The sequence below is a fragment of the Arthrobacter ulcerisalmonis genome (assembly GCF_900609065.1).
Classification (GTDB): domain Bacteria; phylum Actinomycetota; class Actinomycetes; order Actinomycetales; family Micrococcaceae; genus Arthrobacter; species Arthrobacter ulcerisalmonis.
On sequence record NZ_UXAU01000012.1, the window covers coordinates 1 to 15,591 of the forward strand.

The 15,591-nt window shown below is 60.9% G+C and carries 26 protein-coding genes; 1 reads left to right on the forward strand and 25 read right to left on the reverse strand.

Translation table 11 applies throughout. The annotated features are described in order from the left end of the window. Window positions 1–124 precede the first annotated feature (124 nt). The 23 genes from map to rpsJ form a co-directional block, all read right to left on the reverse strand. Window positions 125–952 (reverse strand): type I methionyl aminopeptidase, encoded by an 828-nt coding sequence (gene map, locus PSET11_RS03250; RefSeq protein ID WP_124090688.1) that lies wholly within the window; start codon window positions 950–952, stop codon window positions 125–127. Between the two features lie 72 nt (window positions 953–1,024). Next, window positions 1,025–1,594 carry an adenylate kinase gene (locus PSET11_RS03255; RefSeq protein WP_203415896.1) on the reverse strand — a complete coding sequence of 190 codons (570 nt, stop codon included), beginning with the start codon at window positions 1,592–1,594 and terminating at the stop codon, window positions 1,025–1,027. 5 nt (window positions 1,595–1,599) lie between these two features. Further along, window positions 1,600–2,910, reverse strand: coding sequence for a preprotein translocase subunit SecY (gene secY, locus PSET11_RS03260; RefSeq protein WP_124090690.1), 1,311 nt, complete (start codon window positions 2,908–2,910; stop codon window positions 1,600–1,602). Between the two features lie 229 nt (window positions 2,911–3,139). Further along, window positions 3,140–3,628, reverse strand: a complete 489-nt coding sequence (rplO, locus tag PSET11_RS03265) for a 50S ribosomal protein L15 (RefSeq protein ID WP_124090691.1) — start codon at window positions 3,626–3,628, stop codon at window positions 3,140–3,142. Continuing rightward, on the reverse strand, window positions 3,629–3,835 hold the full coding sequence (rpmD, locus tag PSET11_RS03270; protein WP_124090692.1) for a 50S ribosomal protein L30: 207 nt from the start codon (window positions 3,833–3,835) through the stop codon (window positions 3,629–3,631). Window positions 3,836–3,838: 3 nt separating this feature from the next. Beyond that, window positions 3,839–4,567, reverse strand: coding sequence for a 30S ribosomal protein S5 (gene rpsE, locus PSET11_RS03275; protein ID WP_124090693.1), 729 nt, complete (start codon window positions 4,565–4,567; stop codon window positions 3,839–3,841). Further along, window positions 4,564–4,947 carry a 50S ribosomal protein L18 gene (gene rplR, locus PSET11_RS03280; RefSeq protein WP_124090694.1) on the reverse strand — a complete coding sequence of 128 codons (384 nt, stop codon included), beginning with the start codon at window positions 4,945–4,947 and terminating at the stop codon, window positions 4,564–4,566. The genes rpsE and rplR overlap by 4 nt, the downstream gene beginning before the upstream one ends. A gap of 2 nt (window positions 4,948–4,949) precedes the next feature. Next, on the reverse strand, window positions 4,950–5,486 hold the full coding sequence (rplF, locus tag PSET11_RS03285; RefSeq protein ID WP_124090695.1) for a 50S ribosomal protein L6: 537 nt from the start codon (window positions 5,484–5,486) through the stop codon (window positions 4,950–4,952). 18 nt (window positions 5,487–5,504) lie between these two features. Beyond that, complete coding sequence (gene rpsH / locus PSET11_RS03290; RefSeq protein WP_124090696.1) at window positions 5,505–5,903, reverse strand: 30S ribosomal protein S8; 399 nt, start codon at window positions 5,901–5,903, stop codon at window positions 5,505–5,507. A gap of 93 nt (window positions 5,904–5,996) precedes the next feature. Beyond that, window positions 5,997–6,578, reverse strand: coding sequence for a 50S ribosomal protein L5 (rplE, locus tag PSET11_RS03295; protein WP_124090697.1), 582 nt, complete (start codon window positions 6,576–6,578; stop codon window positions 5,997–5,999). After that, window positions 6,578–6,940, reverse strand: coding sequence for a 50S ribosomal protein L24 (gene rplX, locus PSET11_RS03300; protein ID WP_050684390.1), 363 nt, complete (start codon window positions 6,938–6,940; stop codon window positions 6,578–6,580). Before rplX ends, rplE begins: the two co-directional genes overlap by 1 nt. A gap of 3 nt (window positions 6,941–6,943) precedes the next feature. Further along, a complete protein-coding gene (gene rplN / locus PSET11_RS03305; RefSeq protein WP_024366126.1) occupies window positions 6,944–7,312 on the reverse strand; it encodes a 50S ribosomal protein L14 in 369 nt (122 codons plus the stop codon). 620 nt (window positions 7,313–7,932) lie between these two features. Continuing rightward, complete coding sequence (gene rpsQ / locus PSET11_RS03310; RefSeq protein WP_124090698.1) at window positions 7,933–8,238, reverse strand: 30S ribosomal protein S17; 306 nt, start codon at window positions 8,236–8,238, stop codon at window positions 7,933–7,935. Further along, the gene (gene rpmC, locus PSET11_RS16995) at window positions 8,235–8,564 is read right to left on the reverse strand and encodes a 50S ribosomal protein L29 (RefSeq protein ID WP_124090699.1); all 330 of its coding nucleotides are present in this window, start codon (window positions 8,562–8,564) and stop codon (window positions 8,235–8,237) included. The genes rpsQ and rpmC overlap by 4 nt, the downstream gene beginning before the upstream one ends. A gap of 2 nt (window positions 8,565–8,566) precedes the next feature. Further along, complete coding sequence (gene rplP / locus PSET11_RS03320) at window positions 8,567–8,983, reverse strand: 50S ribosomal protein L16 (RefSeq protein WP_124090700.1); 417 nt, start codon at window positions 8,981–8,983, stop codon at window positions 8,567–8,569. Then, window positions 8,984–9,817, reverse strand: coding sequence for a 30S ribosomal protein S3 (rpsC, locus tag PSET11_RS03325; RefSeq protein ID WP_124090701.1), 834 nt, complete (start codon window positions 9,815–9,817; stop codon window positions 8,984–8,986). Beyond that, entirely contained in the window at window positions 9,818–10,183 is a 366-nt protein-coding gene (gene rplV, locus PSET11_RS03330; RefSeq protein ID WP_009358304.1) for a 50S ribosomal protein L22, read from the reverse strand. A 37-nt stretch (window positions 10,184–10,220) separates the two neighbouring features. Next, complete coding sequence (gene rpsS / locus PSET11_RS03335) at window positions 10,221–10,502, reverse strand: 30S ribosomal protein S19 (protein WP_011775591.1); 282 nt, start codon at window positions 10,500–10,502, stop codon at window positions 10,221–10,223. Between the two features lie 12 nt (window positions 10,503–10,514). Further along, window positions 10,515–11,354, reverse strand: coding sequence for a 50S ribosomal protein L2 (gene rplB / locus PSET11_RS03340; protein WP_124090702.1), 840 nt, complete (start codon window positions 11,352–11,354; stop codon window positions 10,515–10,517). Between the two features lie 29 nt (window positions 11,355–11,383). Further along, window positions 11,384–11,689 carry a 50S ribosomal protein L23 gene (gene rplW, locus PSET11_RS03345; RefSeq protein WP_124090703.1) on the reverse strand — a complete coding sequence of 102 codons (306 nt, stop codon included), beginning with the start codon at window positions 11,687–11,689 and terminating at the stop codon, window positions 11,384–11,386. Beyond that, complete coding sequence (gene rplD, locus PSET11_RS03350; RefSeq protein WP_124090704.1) at window positions 11,686–12,309, reverse strand: 50S ribosomal protein L4; 624 nt, start codon at window positions 12,307–12,309, stop codon at window positions 11,686–11,688. Before rplD ends, rplW begins: the two co-directional genes overlap by 4 nt. Window positions 12,310–12,313: 4 nt before the next feature. Further along, on the reverse strand, window positions 12,314–12,964 hold the full coding sequence (gene rplC / locus PSET11_RS03355) for a 50S ribosomal protein L3 (protein WP_124090705.1): 651 nt from the start codon (window positions 12,962–12,964) through the stop codon (window positions 12,314–12,316). 17 nt (window positions 12,965–12,981) lie between these two features. Beyond that, complete coding sequence (gene rpsJ, locus PSET11_RS03360) at window positions 12,982–13,290, reverse strand: 30S ribosomal protein S10 (RefSeq protein ID WP_003803825.1); 309 nt, start codon at window positions 13,288–13,290, stop codon at window positions 12,982–12,984. Between the two features lie 398 nt (window positions 13,291–13,688). Here rpsJ and PSET11_RS03365 point away from each other — a divergent pair, with 398 nt between their 5' ends. After that, window positions 13,689–15,116 carry a GH1 family beta-glucosidase gene (locus PSET11_RS03365; RefSeq protein ID WP_124090706.1) on the forward strand — a complete coding sequence of 476 codons (1,428 nt, stop codon included), beginning with the start codon at window positions 13,689–13,691 and terminating at the stop codon, window positions 15,114–15,116. A 67-nt stretch (window positions 15,117–15,183) separates the two neighbouring features. On the opposite strand, the gene PSET11_RS17000 is transcribed toward PSET11_RS03365, so the two are convergent. Then, window positions 15,184–15,309 carry a hypothetical protein gene (locus PSET11_RS17000; RefSeq protein ID WP_282432645.1) on the reverse strand — a complete coding sequence of 42 codons (126 nt, stop codon included), beginning with the start codon at window positions 15,307–15,309 and terminating at the stop codon, window positions 15,184–15,186. A gap of 29 nt (window positions 15,310–15,338) precedes the next feature. Next, a partial coding sequence (locus tag PSET11_RS03370) for a hypothetical protein (RefSeq protein ID WP_148088034.1) occupies window positions 15,339–15,591 on the reverse strand: 253 nt, incomplete at its 5' end.

Here is a 15,591-nt window from a genome sequence, read left to right on the forward strand (position 1 = left end):
CTCACGGATCTGCTCCCGCGTATACCCCGGCGTCCCAGTCATCACCAGGCCTCCTCACTAATCAGCGAATGACTCACAACCAGCCTGGCAAAGAGGGTTCGCGCTACTTACATTTAAAGGAGGCTCAGGGAATCGGAACGGGTGTGACCCCGAGCGGCACCAAATGCTCCGCGCCACCGTCCACCGCTGACAGCACCCAGATGCCCTTTTCATGGACCGCCACGGAGTGCTCCCACTGCGAGGCGCGCTTGCCGTCAGTGGTCACTACCGTCCAGTCGTCGTCCAACACCGCGGTGTCGATATCCCCGCGAACCAGCATGGGCTCGATTGCCAGGCACAGGCCCGGGCGGATCTTGGGTCCTCGGTGACTGGTTCGGTAGTTCAGCACGTCCGGAGCCATGTGCATCTCCGACCCGATGCCGTGGCCAACATAGTCCTCAAGGATTCCCAACGGCTTGCCGGGGACCTCCGAAACGTAGTCGTCGATGGCGGCACCAACGTCGCCGACGTGCGTTCCGGATGCCAGCGCAGCGATACCGTGCCACATCGCCGCCTGCGTTACATCTGACAAACGCTGGTCTTCAGGGTCCGGCGTGCCCACCAGCACGGTCCTGGCAGAGTCAGAATGCCAGCCGTCCACAATGGCGCCGCCGTCGATCGAGATGATATCGCCGTCAGCCAAGACCCTGCTGCCGGGGATGCCGTGCACGACCTCCTCGTTCACGGAGGTGCAGATCATGGCGGGGAAACCGTGGTAGCCTAGGAAGTTCGAGCGTGCCCCAGCGGAATTGACGACGGCGGCAAACACGTCGTCGAGGTCCTTGGTGGTAACGCCGGGGGTCGCCGCTGCCACGGCAGCATCCAGGGCACGGCTGAGGACCAGCCCGGCCTCGTGCATGGTGCGCATCTGGGCGTTTGTCTTGTATTCGATGCGAGGCTGTCCGAAAGCCATGGGTTTGTCCTTTCACATGCCTGAGGCCCCTCCCGTTGTCGGGAAGGGCCTCAGGGTAAAACGTTGTCTGAATCAGGCGTTCTGTGCTGCCTTGATCGCCTTCATCACGCGGTCCGTGACCTCATCGATGGCGCCAATGCCATCGACCTGGGTGAGGATGCCGCGCTCCGCGTACTTGGTCACTACTGCTTCAGTCTGCTCGTGGTAGAGATCGAGCCGGTGCCGGATGACGGATTCGTTGTCATCGCTGCGGCCGGTGTCCTTCGCGCGGCCGAGGAGGCGCTGAACCAGTTCCTCATCGTCTGCCGTCAGTTGAAGCACAACGTCGAGCTTCTCGCTGCCAGCGGCCAGGATGTCGTCCAGGTAATCCACCTGGGCCGTGGTCCTGGGGTAGCCGTCCAAGAGGAAACCCCTCGCTGCGTCCGCTTCGCCGAGCCGGTCACGAACCATCTTGTTCGTCACGCTGTCCGGGACGAAGTCGCCCGCGTCCATGTACTTCTTGGCCTCGACGCCCAGTGGGGTCTCGCCCTTGACGTTCGCGCGGAAAATATCTCCGGTGGAGATTGCTACCACGCCAAGTCGCTCGGAAATCCGCTCGGCCTGAGTGCCCTTGCCTGACCCAGGAGGTCCAATAATCAGCATTCTCGTCATCGCAAAAGCCCTTCGTAGTGACGTTGTTGTAGCTGTGCATCAATCTGTTTGACGGTCTCCAGGCCAACACCCACCATGATCAGGATGGACGTGCCACCGAATGGGAAGTTCTGGTTGGCGTTGATGAGCACCAGGGCAACCAACGGGATGAGCGCCACAAAGCCGAGGTACATGGCACCCGGGAGCGTAATTCGGGACAGCACGTACTGCAGGTAATCAGCAGTCGGCTTGCCGGCACGGATGCCGGGAATGAAGCCGCCGTACTTCTTCATGTTGTCCGACACTTCTTCAGGGTTGAAGGTGATGGCAACGTAGAAGTAGGTGAAGAACACGATCATGGCGAAGTAAAGCACCATGTAGATCGGGTGGTCACCGCGGGTGAGGTTGTTGTTGATCCATTCAACCCACCACGGCAGCGGCTCGCCGGCCTTGGGTTGGTTGAACTGTGAGATCAGGCCCGGAAGGTACAGCATGGACGACGCGAAGATCACGGGGATCACGCCTGCCATGTTCACCTTGATGGGAATGTACGTGCTGGTTCCGCCTACCGTGCGGCGACCAATCATGCGCTTGGCGTACTGCACGGGAATGCGGCGCTGGGACTGCTCAACAAAGACCACCAGGGCCACGGTCAGCAGGCCGATGCCCAACACGATGAAGAAGGTACCCGGACCCTGCGAAGTCCAGATGGCACCCAAGGAGGACGGGAAGGTCGCTGCGATGGAGGTGAAGATGAGCAGGGACATGCCGTTGCCCACGCCCTTTTCGGTGACCAGTTCACCCATCCACATGATCAGGCCGGTGCCGGCCGTCAGCGTGATGATGAGCAGGATGGTGGTGATAATGCCGTCGTCGGGAATGATCGGCAGGGCACAGCCCGGAAGCAACTGACCGGAGCGGGCCAGGGAGATCAGCGTCGTCGCGTTGAGCAGGCCCAACGCGATGGTGAGGTAACGCGTGTACTGCGTCAGCTTCGACTGGCCAGACGCGCCCTCCTCGTAGAGCTGCTGGAACCGGGGAATGACCACCCGGAGGAGCTGCACGATGATGCTGGCCGTGATGTACGGCATGATCCCCAAGGCAAAGATGGACACCTGCAGCAACGCACCGCCACTGAAGAGGTTGACAAGCTGGTATAGCCCGCCAGCCGTCTGACCGTTCTGCAAGCATTGCTGGACATTCTGGTAGCTCACACCTGGCGAGGGGATGTACGCGCCCAAGCGGAAGATAGTGATGATTCCCAGCGTGAACAACAACTTGCGTCGCAGATCAGGCGTGCGAAAGGCCCGGCCAAATGCGCTAAGCAAGCGTCCTCCTGTGGTGTCAAAGCGAAAGGGGAAATGGGGCGATGAATCCCAACAACAGAGTCTAACCGTTGATTGCACCATGCGAACAATCCGCAGTGAGCACCCTGGCGATTGATGGTGGTCAATCGAGTCCTGAAGGGGTTCTTCCGGATGAAAGAAAACTCCCGGTACCCGAGGCCAAAGGGCCCCAGGTACCGGGAGTCAACAGAAGGCTTACGCCCGCCGCGCCTTAGAGGGCGGTGGTTGTTCCGCCTGCTGCGGTGATCTTTTCTGCGGCGCTGGCCGAGAATGCGTGGGCCGTGACGTCAACCTTGACGGTGATGTCGCCGGTGCCCAGCACCTTGACGGGCTGGTTCTTGCGAACGGCACCCTTTTCAACCAGGTTCTCCACGGTGACGGTGCCACCTTCGGGGAACAGTTCGTTCAGCTTGTCCAGGTTAACAACCTGGAACTCGACGCGGAACGGGTTCTTGAAGCCGCGCAGCTTCGGCAGGCGCATGTGCAGCGGCAACTGGCCGCCGGCAAAGCCAGCCTTGATCTGGTAACGGGCCTTCGTACCCTTGGTACCACGACCAGCGGTCTTACCCTTGGAGCCTTCACCGCGACCAACACGGGTCTTGGCGGTCTTGGCACCGGGAGCGGGACGCAGGTGGTGAACCTTCAGGGCGTTCGCCTTCTCAGCGGCGTCCTGTGCCTTTTCAGCAGTCTTGTCTGCCATTTACTTCGCCTCCTCTACCTTTACCAGGTGCGGAACCGTGTTCAGCATTCCGACAGTCACGGCATCGGCGGCGCGGACAACGGTGTGTCCGATCCGCTTCAGGCCGAGTGACCGAAGGGTGTCGCGCTGGTTCTGCTTGCCGCCAATGGCGGACTTGATCTGAGTGATCTCCAACTGAGAGTCGGAGGGGACCAGGTTCTTAGCCATAGCTCAGGCACCAGCCTTCGAGTTCAGGAGAGCCTTCACCAGCGCAGCCGGAGCAACCTCGTCCAGCGGCAGGCCGCGGCGTGCTGCCACTGCTGCCGGCTCTTCGAGACGCTTCAGCGCATCAACGGTCGCGTGAACGATGTTGATGGCGTTTGAGGAACCGAGCGACTTGGAGAGGATGTCGTGGATACCCACGCACTCCAGTACTGCACGGACCGGTCCACCAGCGATAACACCGGTACCAGCGGAAGCCGGACGCAGCATGACGACGCCAGCAGCGGCTTCACCCTGAACGCGGTGCGGGATGGTGTTGCCAACGCGGGGAACGCGGAAGAAGGACTTCTTAGCCTCTTCAACGCCCTTAGCGATAGCGGCAGGAACTTCCTTAGCCTTGCCGTAGCCAACGCCAACCATGCCGTTACCGTCACCAACGACGACGAGTGCGGTGAAGCTGAAGCGACGACCACCCTTGACGACCTTGGAAACGCGGTTGATGGTCACGACGCGCTCGACGAACTGGCTCTTCTCGGCTTCGCGACCGCCGTCGCGGCCACCACGGCCGCCGCGGTCGCTGCGGCCCTGGCCACGCTCGCCACCACGCTCACCGCGGCGTGCGCCGCCACGGCGATCGTCAGCGGCTGCGGGGGCAGTGGCGTCAGTAGCCGGAGCTACGGCAGCAGTTGCCTTCTGATCTGCAGACACAGTGTCCTTTTCGTTGTTAGCTTCCGTCACAGTGACAGCCCACCTTCGCGTGCGCCGTCAGCGACGGCAGCAATCCGACCGTGGTACTTGTTACCACCACGGTCGAAGACGACGGCTTCGACGCCCGCAGCCTTGGCACGTTCGGCAACGAGCTCGCCGACGCGCTTGGACTTGGCAGTCTTGTCGCCGTCAAATGCACGGAGATCAGCTTCCAGAGTGGAGGCGCTCGCTACGGTGATGCCCTTGGTGTCATCGACAACCTGGACAAATACGTGGCGTGCGGAACGGTTGACGACCAGACGAGGACGTACAGCCGTACCGGAAATACGCTTGCGGATACGAAGCTGCCGGCGGCTGCGCTGGGCAGACTTGCTCTTGTTCGTGCGCTTCTTATTGATTGAGATGGCCATGGTTACTTACCAGCCTTTCCGACCTTGCGGCGGATGACTTCGCCGGCGTAACGGATGCCCTTGCCCTTGTAGGGGTCTGGCTTCCGAAGCTTGCGAATGTTGGCAGCAACCTCGCCGACCTGCTGCTTGTTGATGCCTGAAACAGAGAGCTTGGTCGGGGTCTCAACTGCAAAGGTGATGCCGTCCGGTGCGGAAACGCTGACCGGGTGGCTGTAGCCGAGAGCGAACTCAAGGTCTGATCCCTTGGCCTGAACGCGGTAACCAGTACCAACGATTTCAAGCTTCTTCTCGTAGCCCTTGGTGACGCCCTCGATCATGTTCGCGATCAAGGTGCGGGTCAGGCCGTGGAGTGAACGGGATGCGCGCTCGTCGTTCGGGCGGGCGACGGTCAGGGTAGTTGCATCCAGGGTGACCTCAATCGGGCTGGCCACAGTGTGGTTCAGCTCGCCTTTGGTTCCCTTGACGCTGACGACAGAGCCGTCAACCTTGACCTCAACGCCGGCAGGAACGGTGATGGGGAGACGTCCAATACGTGACATTATTCTCTTCCTTTCCCGTTACCAGACGTACGCGAGGACTTCGCCGCCCACGCCCTTCTTGCCGGCCTGCTTGTCAGTCAGGAGGCCGGAAGAGGTGGACAGGATTGCGACACCCAGACCACCCAGCACGTGCGGCAGGTTGGTGGACTTTGCGTATACACGCAGGCCCGGCTTGGAGATACGACGAACACCAGCGATTGAACGCTCGCGGTTCGGACCGAACTTCAAGTCGATGGTCAGCTTCTTGCCGACCTCCGCGTCTTCTTCCTTCCAGCCGGCAATGAAGCCTTCAGCCTTGAGGATGTCAGCAACGCGTGCCTTGAGTTTGCTGTACGGCATGGTCACGGAATCGTGGTATGCCGAGTTTGCATTGCGCAGACGCGTAAGCATGTCTGCGACAGGATCTGTCATTGTCATGGTGGGCTCGTGCCCTTCCTCATAACGGTTTCCGCGACGCAGTTGGCTGAACTAGTTCAGGAGCCGTGCCGCCGGACCTTTTATGTAGTTAAGTTAGTCTTCGGCCTTGAACGGGAAGCCAAGCGCCTTCAGCAGCGCGCGGCCTTCGTCATTGGTCTTGGCAGTGGTGACAACCGTGATGTCCATACCGCGAACGCGGTCGATGGAATCCTGGTCGATTTCGTGGAACATAACCTGTTCGGTCAGACCGAAGGTGTAGTTACCGTTACCGTCGAACTGCTTGCCGCTCAGGCCGCGGAAGTCGCGGATACGGGGCAGTGCGAGGGTGACCAGGCGGTCCAGGAATTCCCACATGCGGTCCCCACGCAGTGTTGCGTGTGCACCAATGGGCATGCCTTCGCGCAGCTTGAACTGTGCGATTGACTTGCGGGCCTTGGTTACCTGCGGCTTCTGGCCGGTGATCAGGGTCAGATCGCGGACAGCACCGTCGATCAGCTTGGAGTCCTTGGCGGCATCTCCAACACCCATGTTCACAACGACCTTCACCAGACGAGGAACCTGGTTGACGTTTTCGTACTTGAATTCCTCAACGAGCGTGCTCTTGATGGAATCGGCGTACTTGGTCTTCAGACGAGGAACGATCTTCGTTGCCGGAGTCTCGAGAGTCTCAGTCATTAGATGTCCTTCCCTGAGCTCTTGGCCACGCGAATACGAACTTCACGCTGCTTGCCGTCACGTTCGACGGTGTCGATGCGGAAGCCAACACGGGTGGGCTTCTTGGTGGACGGGTCAACCAGTGCCACGTTGGAGATGTGGATCGGGGCTTCAACAACCTCGATGCCACCGGTCTTGGTGCCGCGCTGCGACTGACCGACCTTGGTGTGCTTGGTAACTCGGTTGACGCCTTCTACCAGCACGCGGTTGGTGTCGGTGAACACGCGCAGGACTTTGCCCTGCTTGCCGCGGTCGCCGCCACGCTCAGCCTTGGCGCCAGTGATGACCTGAACCAGGTCACCCTTTTTGATCTTTGCAGCCATGGACTAAAGCACCTCCGGAGCCAGAGAAACGATCTTCATGAACTTCTTATCGCGAAGTTCACGACCAACCGGTCCGAAGATGCGGGTACCGCGGGGGTCACCGTCAGCCTTCAGGATCACAGCTGCGTTCTCGTCAAACTTGATGTAGGAACCATCCGCACGGCGGCGTTCCTTCTTGGTACGGACGATGACTGCCTTGACAACATCGCCCTTCTTTACGTTGCCGCCCGGGATTGCATCCTTGACGGTAGCGACGATGACGTCGCCAATGCCTGCGTAGCGACGGCCAGATCCACCGAGAACGCGAATGGTAAGGATTTCCTTAGCACCCGTGTTGTCGGCGACCTTGAGTCGCGACTCCTGCTGAATCACTATTTACTCCTTGCGTCGCGCCGGTTCTCAGACCGAAAATCTTCCTACGGAATGAGCCTTGCGGAACGGTTGATCGGGGTGTCTCTTGACCTGCCTGGATTTTGCCAGACCAGGCCTAAACTCCCGTGCCAAAAGCAGTTGCTTCCCTTGGTTCCGAACGGATCCGGACGTCGGGGAGCACTATGCCGTGGCACGATTGTTTACGAGGTTTGCTGTCGGCGCACGAACGGCGCCATACAAACTCAAAATCTTAGCATAATTCTGGCGAATCCCCATATCACAGGTCCGGGGTCCGCGCACAGCCGCAACCCTCCCGGAGTTCTTGCGCCAAACCGGCCATCCCTCCCGGACATCCTGCCGTTGGCGTACGACGACGGCCCAGGACGCAGCGGTGAGGCCCACCTACGCAGCGCTCCCCCGCTGCCCCGGCTGGCCGCCGTCGAACGTCACGGCAAATCGGCGATGGCACCCAAACCGCAATAACCCCGGGAGCGATAGGGAAACCAACGCAAAAACCCGGGGAGGGTTGCCAACGCACCCGCAACAACCCCGGGAGGGTTAAACGGGAAAACCCCCGCCCCCAATAGAGGGAGCGAGGGTTTTCCGAAAAGCAGCAGGTGCTACTTAGCCTTCTCGAGGATTTCCACGAGCCGCCAGTTTTTGGTGGCGGACAGCGGGCGGGTCTCGGCGATGATGACGAGGTCGCCGATACCGGCGGTGTTCTCTTCATCGTGTGCCTTGACCTTGGAGGTACGGCGGATAACCTTGCCGTACAGGGCGTGCTTCACGCGGTCTTCAACCTGAACAACGATGGTCTTTTCCATCTTGTCAGAGACCACATAGCCGCGAAGCGTCTTGCGCTGACCGCGCTGCGCAGCCGGAGCCGCGGTAGCTGATTCGGTCACGTTCTCGTCCTTTTCACTCACTTGGCATCCTCCTCGGTGACAACCTCTTCAGCCTTTTCGGCCTTTTTGGTTGCAGCCTTCTTGGACTTCTTTTCTTCCTTGGCTTCCACAACCGGTGCTACGACCTCGGCACGAATGCCCAGCTCGCGCTCACGCAGAACGGTGTAGATGCGGGCGATGTCCTTCTTTACCGCGCGCAGTCGACCGTGGTTCTCCAGCTGTCCGGTGGCGGACTGGAAACGCAGGTTGAACAGCTCTTCCTTGGCCTTACGGAGTTCTTCGACGAGACGCTCGTTGTCGAAACCGTCCAGCTGTGCGGGAGCCAGATCCTTGGATCCTACTGCCATTTCTATTCACCACCTTCGCGACGCAGAATGCGTGCCTTCAACGGGAGCTTGTGGATTGCCAGGCGCAGGGCCTCGCGTGCTACCGATTCTTCGACGCCGGAGATCTCGAAGAGAACCCGACCCGGCTTGACGTTTGCGATCCACCATTCCGGCGAACCCTTACCGGAACCCATGCGGGTTTCGGCAGGCTTCTTCGTGAGGGGGCGGTCCGGGTAGATGTTGATCCAGACCTTGCCGCCACGCTTGATGTGGCGGGTCATCGCGATACGTGCAGACTCGATCTGACGGTTGGTGACGTAAGCCGGGCTCAGAGCCTGGATACCCCATTCACCGAAGGAGACCTGAGTGCCGCCCGTAGCAGCGCCGGAACGACCCGGGTGGTGCTGCTTACGGTGCTTGACTCGACGTGGGATAAGCATTTAAGCCTGTCCTCCTTCTACTGCAGCGGGTGCAGCCTCAACTGCCGGCGCCTCTGCAGCAGGAGCTGCTTCGGCGGCCGGGCGGTCGTTACGACGACGGCGGTCACCACGGTCAGCGCCGCCGGGACGGCCCGGACGGTCGCTGGGGCCACGGCCACGGGACGGCGCAGAAGCTGCCTGCTGAGCCAGTTCCTTGGAGGTGAGATCGCCCTTGTAGATCCAGACCTTCACACCAATGCGGCCGAAGGTGGTCTTGGCTTCGTAGAAGCCGTAGTCGATGTTCGCGCGGAGGGTGTGCAGGGGCACACGGCCTTCGCGGTAGAACTCCGAGCGGGACATTTCAGCGCCACCAAGACGGCCCGAGCAAGCGATCCGGATGCCCTTGGCACCGGCGCGCTGTGCGGACTGCATGGCCTTCTTCATTGCGCGGCGGAATGCCACACGTGAGGTCAGCTGCTCTGCAACGCCCTGGGCGACAAGCTGAGCTTCCATCTCGGGGTTCTTGACCTCGAGGATGTTCAGCTGAACCTGCTTGCCGGTGAGCTTTTCGAGCTCGCCGCGGATGCGGTCTGCTTCTGCTCCACGGCGGCCGATGACGATGCCGGGACGTGCCGTGTGGATATCCACGCGGACACGGTCACGGGTGCGCTCGATCTCAACCTTGGCGATACCGGCGCGCTCCATGCCCGTGGACATGAGCTGGCGGATACGGATGTCTTCGCGAACGAAGTCCTTGTACCGCTGGCCTGCCTTGGTGCTGTCAGCGAACCAGTGCGATACGTGATCGGTGGTAATGCCGAGTCGGAACCCGTGCGGGTTTACTTTCTGTCCCACTTAGCGAGCCTCCTCTTTCTCCGGGGTAGCGACTACCACGGTGATGTGGCTGGTGCGCTTCTTGATCTGAAATGCACGACCCTGGGCACGCGGCTGGAACCGCTTCATGGTCGGGCCTTCATCAACAAACGCTTCGCTGATGATGAGGTCACCTTCGTCAAACGCAACGCCGTCGCGGTCCGCGAGGACCCGGGCGTTGGAGATTGCCGACTGAACTACCTTGAATACCGGCTCTGAAGCTGCCTGTGGGGCAAACTTCAGAATTGCCAGAGCCTCATTCGCTTGCAAACCACGAACAAGGTTGACGACGCGCCGGGCCTTCATAGGCGTTACGCGGATGTGGCGCGCAATTGCCTTGGCTTCCATTGCTTTCCTTCTCTCGTCTTGACGTAAGTGCAGGCGCCTAGCGGCGCTTGCCCTTACGGTCGTCCTTGACATGGCCGCGGAATGTCCGCGTAGGAGCGAATTCGCCGAGCTTGTGCCCGACCATCGACTCAGTGACAAACACGGGGATGTGCTTGCGTCCGTCGTGTACGGCGATCGTGTGCCCGAGCATGTCGGGGATGATCATCGAACGGCGAGACCAGGTCTTGATGACGTTCTTAGTGCCCTTATCGTTTTCCCTGGCTACCTTCACAAAGAGGTGCTGGTCAACGAAAGGACCTTTTTTCAGGCTGCGTGGCATGTGTCCAGGCTCCTATCGCTTGTTCTTGCCAGTACGACGGCGACGCACAATTAGCTTGTCGCTCTCTTTGTTCGGGCGGCGGGTGCGGCCCTCACGCTTACCGTTGGGGTTCACAGGGTTACGTCCACCGGACGTCTTGCCCTCGCCACCACCGTGCGGGTGATCAACCGGGTTCATGGCGACACCACGGACGGTCGGGCGGACGCCCTTCCAGCGCATCCGGCCGGCCTTGCCCCAGTTGATGTTCGACTGCTCGGCGTTGCCGACCTCGCCGATCGTGGCGCGGCAGCGCACGTCAACGTTGCGGATTTCGCCGGAGGGCAGACGCAGCTGAGCGAAGCGGCCTTCCTTGGCAACAAGCTGGATCGATGCACCGGCGGAGCGGCCCATCTTGGCGCCGCCACCCGGACGCAGTTCAACTGCGTGGATTACGGTACCCACCGGGATGTTGAGCAGGGGCAGGTTGTTACCGGGCTTGATGTCAGCACCGGCACCTGCCTCAACGATGTCACCCTGGGAGAGCTTGTTGGGAGCGATGATGTAACGCTTGGTGCCATCAACGAAGTGCAGGAGGGCGATGCGAGCCGTGCGGTTCGGATCGTACTCGATTTCGGCAACGCGGGCGTTGATGCCATCTTTGTCGTGACGACGGAAGTCGATCAGACGGTACTGGCGCTTGTGCCCACCACCCTTGTGACGGGTGGTGATCTTACCGGTGTTGTTACGACCGCCCTTTTTGGGCAGCGGACGTACCAACGACTTTTCCGGCGTTGACCGCGTGATTTCTGTGAAGTCCGCTACGCTCGAGCCACGACGGCCCGGGGTAGTCGGCTTGTATTTACGGATTCCCATAATTTATTTCCTCGTTAAAGTGGTCTCCGCTACGCGAGCGGACCGCCGAAGATGTCGATGGTGCCTTCTTTGAGGGTCACAATCGCACGCTTGGTGTTTTTGCGGGTACCCCAGCCGAATTTGGTGCGCTTGCGCTTACCGGCACGGTTGATGGTGTTGATCGAGTCGACCTTGACGGAGAAGATTTTCTCCACAGCCAGTTTGATCTCGGTCTTGTTCGAGCGGGTGTCCACCAGGAAGGTGTACTTACCCTCATCGATCAGACCGTAGCTCTTTTCCGACACGACGGGTGCAAGCACGACGTCGCGGGGATCCTTGATGGTGGCTGCGCTCACTTGGCATCCTCCTCGTTGTTTGCCACTACCTTGCCGGCAACGAATGCGTCGTAGGCAGCCTTGGTGAAGACAACGTCATCGGAGACGAGAACGTCGTAGGTGTTCAGCTGATCTGCGTACAGAACGTGAATACCTTCGAGGTTGCGCACGGACAGTGCAGCAACATCGTTGGCGCGCTCGATGACAACCAGCAGGTTCTTGCGCTCGGAAACGCCGCGCAGCGATGCGAGTGCGGACTTGGCGGAAGGCTTGGTGCCCTCAACCAGGTCAGCGACAACGTGGATACGTCCGTTGCGTGCCCGGTCAGACAGTGCGCCGCGCAGTGCAGCAGCAATCATCTTCTTGGGGGTGCGCTGGCTGTAGTCACGCGGTGTGGGACCGTGGACAACGCCACCGCCGGTCATGTGCGGAGCACGGATTGAACCCTGACGGGCGCGGCCGGTGCCCTTCTGCTTGAACGGCTTGCGGCCTGCACCGGAAACTTCGGCGCGGGTCTTGGTCTTGTGGGTACCCTGGCGAGCAGCAGCGAGCTGTGCAACGACGACCTGGTGCAGCAAAGGCACGTTGGTCTGAACGTCGAAGATCTCTGCAGGCAGGTCAACCTGGACAGTGTTAGCCATTGAACTAGGCTCCCTTCACGGCGGTGCGTACGAAGACGACCTGGCCGCGGGCGCCGGGGACGGCACCCTTGATCAGGAGCAGCGACTTCTCGGCGTCAACACCGTGAACCGTGAGGTTCAGCGTGGTGTGACGCACGGCGCCCATGCGGCCGGCCATTTTCATGCCCTTGAAGACGCGGCTCGGGGTGGATGCGCCACCGATTGAACCGGGCTTACGGTGGTTCTTGTGGGCACCGTGGGAAGCTCCAACGCCGTGGAAGCCGTGACGCTTCATCACACCGGCGAAGCCCTTACCCTTGGTGGTGCCGATGACGTCGATCTTCTGGCCGGCTTCGAAGAGCTCTACAGAGAGCTCCTGGCCCAGCTCGTACTCAGCAGCATCTGCGGTACGGAGTTCGACGACGTGGCGGCGAGGCGTGACGCCTGCCTTTTCAAAGTGACCAGCCAGCGGCTTGGTGACCTTGCGGGGGTCGATCTGGCCGTAGCCGATCTGAACGGCGACATAGCCATCAACTTCTGCGTTACGCAGCTGGGTGATGACGTTTGAGTCTGCCTGGACCACAGTGACGGGGATGAGCTTGTTGTTCTCATCCCAGACCTGGGTCATGCCGAGCTTCGTGCCCAGCAGGCCCTTTACATTACGGGTTGCGGTCATAGTCTCTCAGCACCTCCCTACAGCTTGATTTCGATGTTCACGTCGGCCGGCAGGTCGAGACGCATGAGCGAGTCGACAGCCTTGGGCGTGGGATCGATGATGTCGATAAGACGCTTGTGCGTGCGCATTTCAAAGTGCTCGCGGCTGTCTTTGTACTTGTGCGGAGAGCGGATTACGCAGTAAACGTTCTTCTCCGTCGGAAGCGGCACGGGGCCAACAACCGTTGCGCCTGCGCGCGTGACCGTCTCAACGATCTTCCGTGCTGAAACGTCAATGACCTCGTGGTCATATGACTTCAGCCGGATGCGGATTTTTTGTCCCGCCATGTCGCCTGACTCTCTTTCAGTCTGTGCTTCCCCTGATTAGGGCTGCCCTGTTCACTTACCTGTTGTATGTGGCTGCCGAAGCAATTGAGGCTGTAACCACCACCCGCCGCACAGACTGAATCCGGATTAATCCGGGTTCCTCACCCTGCCGACGTAACCGACCCCCGCGGTCGGGCGTGTCGCGCTATGCACGCAGACAAATCCGTAATCCTTGGGTTTGGGTTATGTTTGGTCTTCCACCTGGACCCTGACACCCGGCATTATCCGGATCGGGACACGAAGAAGCGCTTGAACAACTCATCTAGTATGCCCGAATTATCTGGCGGATGCGAATTGGGCCGGAAAATCGCCGCTGCGCCCCCATTGCCCTGTCTTCGTGCCGAATGGATGATGGATCCATGACCCTGGAACGTACGACGCCGGTGGCTCACCTCGCCAGCCGCATCCCGCCGTCGTTCACGCTGGGGGTCGCAGCCGCCGCCTTCCAGATCGAAGGCGCGCTTGCCGATGGTGGCCGCGGGCCGTCGGGCTGGGATGCGTTCGTGGAGAAGCCGGGCGCCATCGAGGCCGGCGCCTCCCCGGCGGTCGCCTGCGATCACTACAACCGGCTTCCCGAGGATGTTGCCTTGTTGCAGGACCTGGGGGTTGATTCGTACCGCTTCTCATTGTCGTGGCCGCGCATCCAGCCTGATGGCCGCGGGCCGGTGAACCAGGCTGGCCTGGACTTCTACGATCGGCTGATCGACAGCCTCCTAGCGGCGGGCATTACACCGATGGCTACCTTGTACCACTGGGACACCCCCCTCCCCCTTGAACACCGTGGCGGCTGGCTGAATCGTGAGACGGCCAAGCGTTTTGGCGATTATGCGTATGCTGCGGGCGCCCGGTTTGGGGACCGGGTCAGCCAGTGGGTGACCCTCAACGAACCACTGTCTGTGGCGTTCAACGGCTACGCGTTTGGGGTCCACGCCCCCGGCCGGGCCCTGCTTTTCGACGCGTTGCCAGCAATCCATCATCAATTGTTGGCCCATGGCCTGGGCGTCCAGGCGCTCCGGGCGGCATCGGTGGTGGGCGGGATCGGCCTGACCAACTTCCACGCACCGATCGAACCAGCGTCCAACACCCGGCGGGACAGGCTGGTGGCGCACGTGTACGATCTGGCGATGAATCGGATGTACGCAGATCCGGTGCTGTTGGGTCGCTATCCGCGCCTGCCATTGTGGGCCCAGCCGTGGCTGCGGGCCAAGGCACGGATCACCGACGCGGATCTGCAGACCATCCACCAACCCCTGGACTTCTATGGCCTCAACTACTACTTCCCCGTGAAGGTGGCCATGGGCCGGGGGCAGGAATTGCGGCGCACGGACCCGCATCACGCGATGTCCAGGTTGCCGTTCCGCACCGTTGACTATCCGGAGCTTGCCCGGACCGGGTTCGGCTGGCCGGTGGCACCCGACCATCTCGGGACAGTTTTGGGCCAGCTGCGCGATCGTTACGGCGCGGCGCTTCCGCCCGTCTACATCACCGAAGGCGGTGCCAGCTTTCCCGAACCCGATTCGGTGTCCGCGCCGTTGCGTGATGCAGAACGCCAGCAATACCTGGCGGATCACCTGGGGTCAGCGCTGGCTGCCGTGGCGCCTGGCGGAGTAGCTGAAGGGGTGGACCTCCGTGGCTACTACGTGTGGACGCTGATGGACAACTTCGAATGGGCCGCCGGCTATACGCAACGGTTTGGGTTGGTCCATGTGGACTTCGCAACCCAGGCGCGGACGCCAAAGCAGTCCTACTACTGGTTCCGGGACCTCATCCGGTCACGGGAACCCTAAGGCACGCGTCACAGCCAACGCACGGGCCTCAGACCCTGCGCGGCCGCACCATCTGTACCGGGTGCAGTTACTCGTTCTTGTTGGCCCTGTTGATCCGTTTGGCGCGGTCAATTTCCTGGCGAAAATGCTTCCTCGCCCAGAACACTCCGCCAACAACCACCACGGCAACAATCAGGAAAATAAGAAATCCCACAGCGTGCTCCCTTCGATGCTGCAACCCTATCAGGGGCTACTCGGCGGCCTGTCCTTCTGCTCCGCTTCGCTGCCGGTACCCCGGTTCAGCCGCCACACTGCAAAGCTGATCAGGCCGACGGCGATCAGCGCCAGCAGCGCGAAGGTGTACTCCCGCAGGGACCACAGCACGCAGGCTGCAACTCCCAGAGCACCCCACCAAGCAAAGACCCGGTCCGAGACCAGCAACCCAGCCACCAGCAGGCAGGCCAGGAGCACCAGCACCCATAGCTGCGAGCCGCCC

Bases quoted from the DNA above. Each gene is read 5' to 3' on its own strand.
- rplD (WP_124090704.1), bottom strand. From the start codon at position 12,309: ATGGCTAACACTGTCCAGGTTGACCTGCCTGCAGAGATCTTCGACGTT.
- map (WP_124090688.1), bottom strand. From the start codon at position 952: ATGGCTTTCGGACAGCCTCGCATCGAATACAAGACAAACGCCCAGATG.
- rplO (WP_124090691.1), bottom strand. From the start codon at position 3,628: ATGGCAGACAAGACTGCTGAAAAGGCACAGGACGCCGCTGAGAAGGCG.
- rplV (WP_009358304.1), bottom strand. From the start codon at position 10,183: ATGGAAGCCAAGGCAATTGCGCGCCACATCCGCGTAACGCCTATGAAG.
- rplE (WP_124090697.1), bottom strand. From the start codon at position 6,578: ATGACTGAGACTCTCGAGACTCCGGCAACGAAGATCGTTCCTCGTCTG.
- PSET11_RS03365 (WP_124090706.1), top strand. From the start codon at position 13,689: ATGACCCTGGAACGTACGACGCCGGTGGCTCACCTCGCCAGCCGCATC.
- rpmC (WP_124090699.1), bottom strand. From the start codon at position 8,564: ATGGCAGTAGGATCCAAGGATCTGGCTCCCGCACAGCTGGACGGTTTC.
- PSET11_RS03255 (WP_203415896.1), bottom strand. From the start codon at position 1,594: ATGCTGATTATTGGACCTCCTGGGTCAGGCAAGGGCACTCAGGCCGAG.
- rplP (WP_124090700.1), bottom strand. From the start codon at position 8,983: ATGCTTATCCCACGTCGAGTCAAGCACCGTAAGCAGCACCACCCGGGT.
- rplF (WP_124090695.1), bottom strand. From the start codon at position 5,486: ATGTCACGTATTGGACGTCTCCCCATCACCGTTCCTGCCGGCGTTGAG.
- rplR (WP_124090694.1), bottom strand. From the start codon at position 4,947: ATGGCCATCTCAATCAATAAGAAGCGCACGAACAAGAGCAAGTCTGCC.
- rplC (WP_124090705.1), bottom strand. From the start codon at position 12,964: ATGACCGCAACCCGTAATGTAAAGGGCCTGCTGGGCACGAAGCTCGGC.
- rpmD (WP_124090692.1), bottom strand. From the start codon at position 3,835: ATGGCTAAGAACCTGGTCCCCTCCGACTCTCAGTTGGAGATCACTCAG.
- rpsS (WP_011775591.1), bottom strand. From the start codon at position 10,502: ATGCCACGCAGCCTGAAAAAAGGTCCTTTCGTTGACCAGCACCTCTTT.
- rplX (WP_050684390.1), bottom strand. From the start codon at position 6,940: ATGGCTGCAAAGATCAAAAAGGGTGACCTGGTTCAGGTCATCACTGGC.
- rpsJ (WP_003803825.1), bottom strand. From the start codon at position 13,290: ATGGCGGGACAAAAAATCCGCATCCGGCTGAAGTCATATGACCACGAG.
- rplB (WP_124090702.1), bottom strand. From the start codon at position 11,354: ATGGGAATCCGTAAATACAAGCCGACTACCCCGGGCCGTCGTGGCTCG.
- rpsH (WP_124090696.1), bottom strand. From the start codon at position 5,903: ATGACAATGACAGATCCTGTCGCAGACATGCTTACGCGTCTGCGCAAT.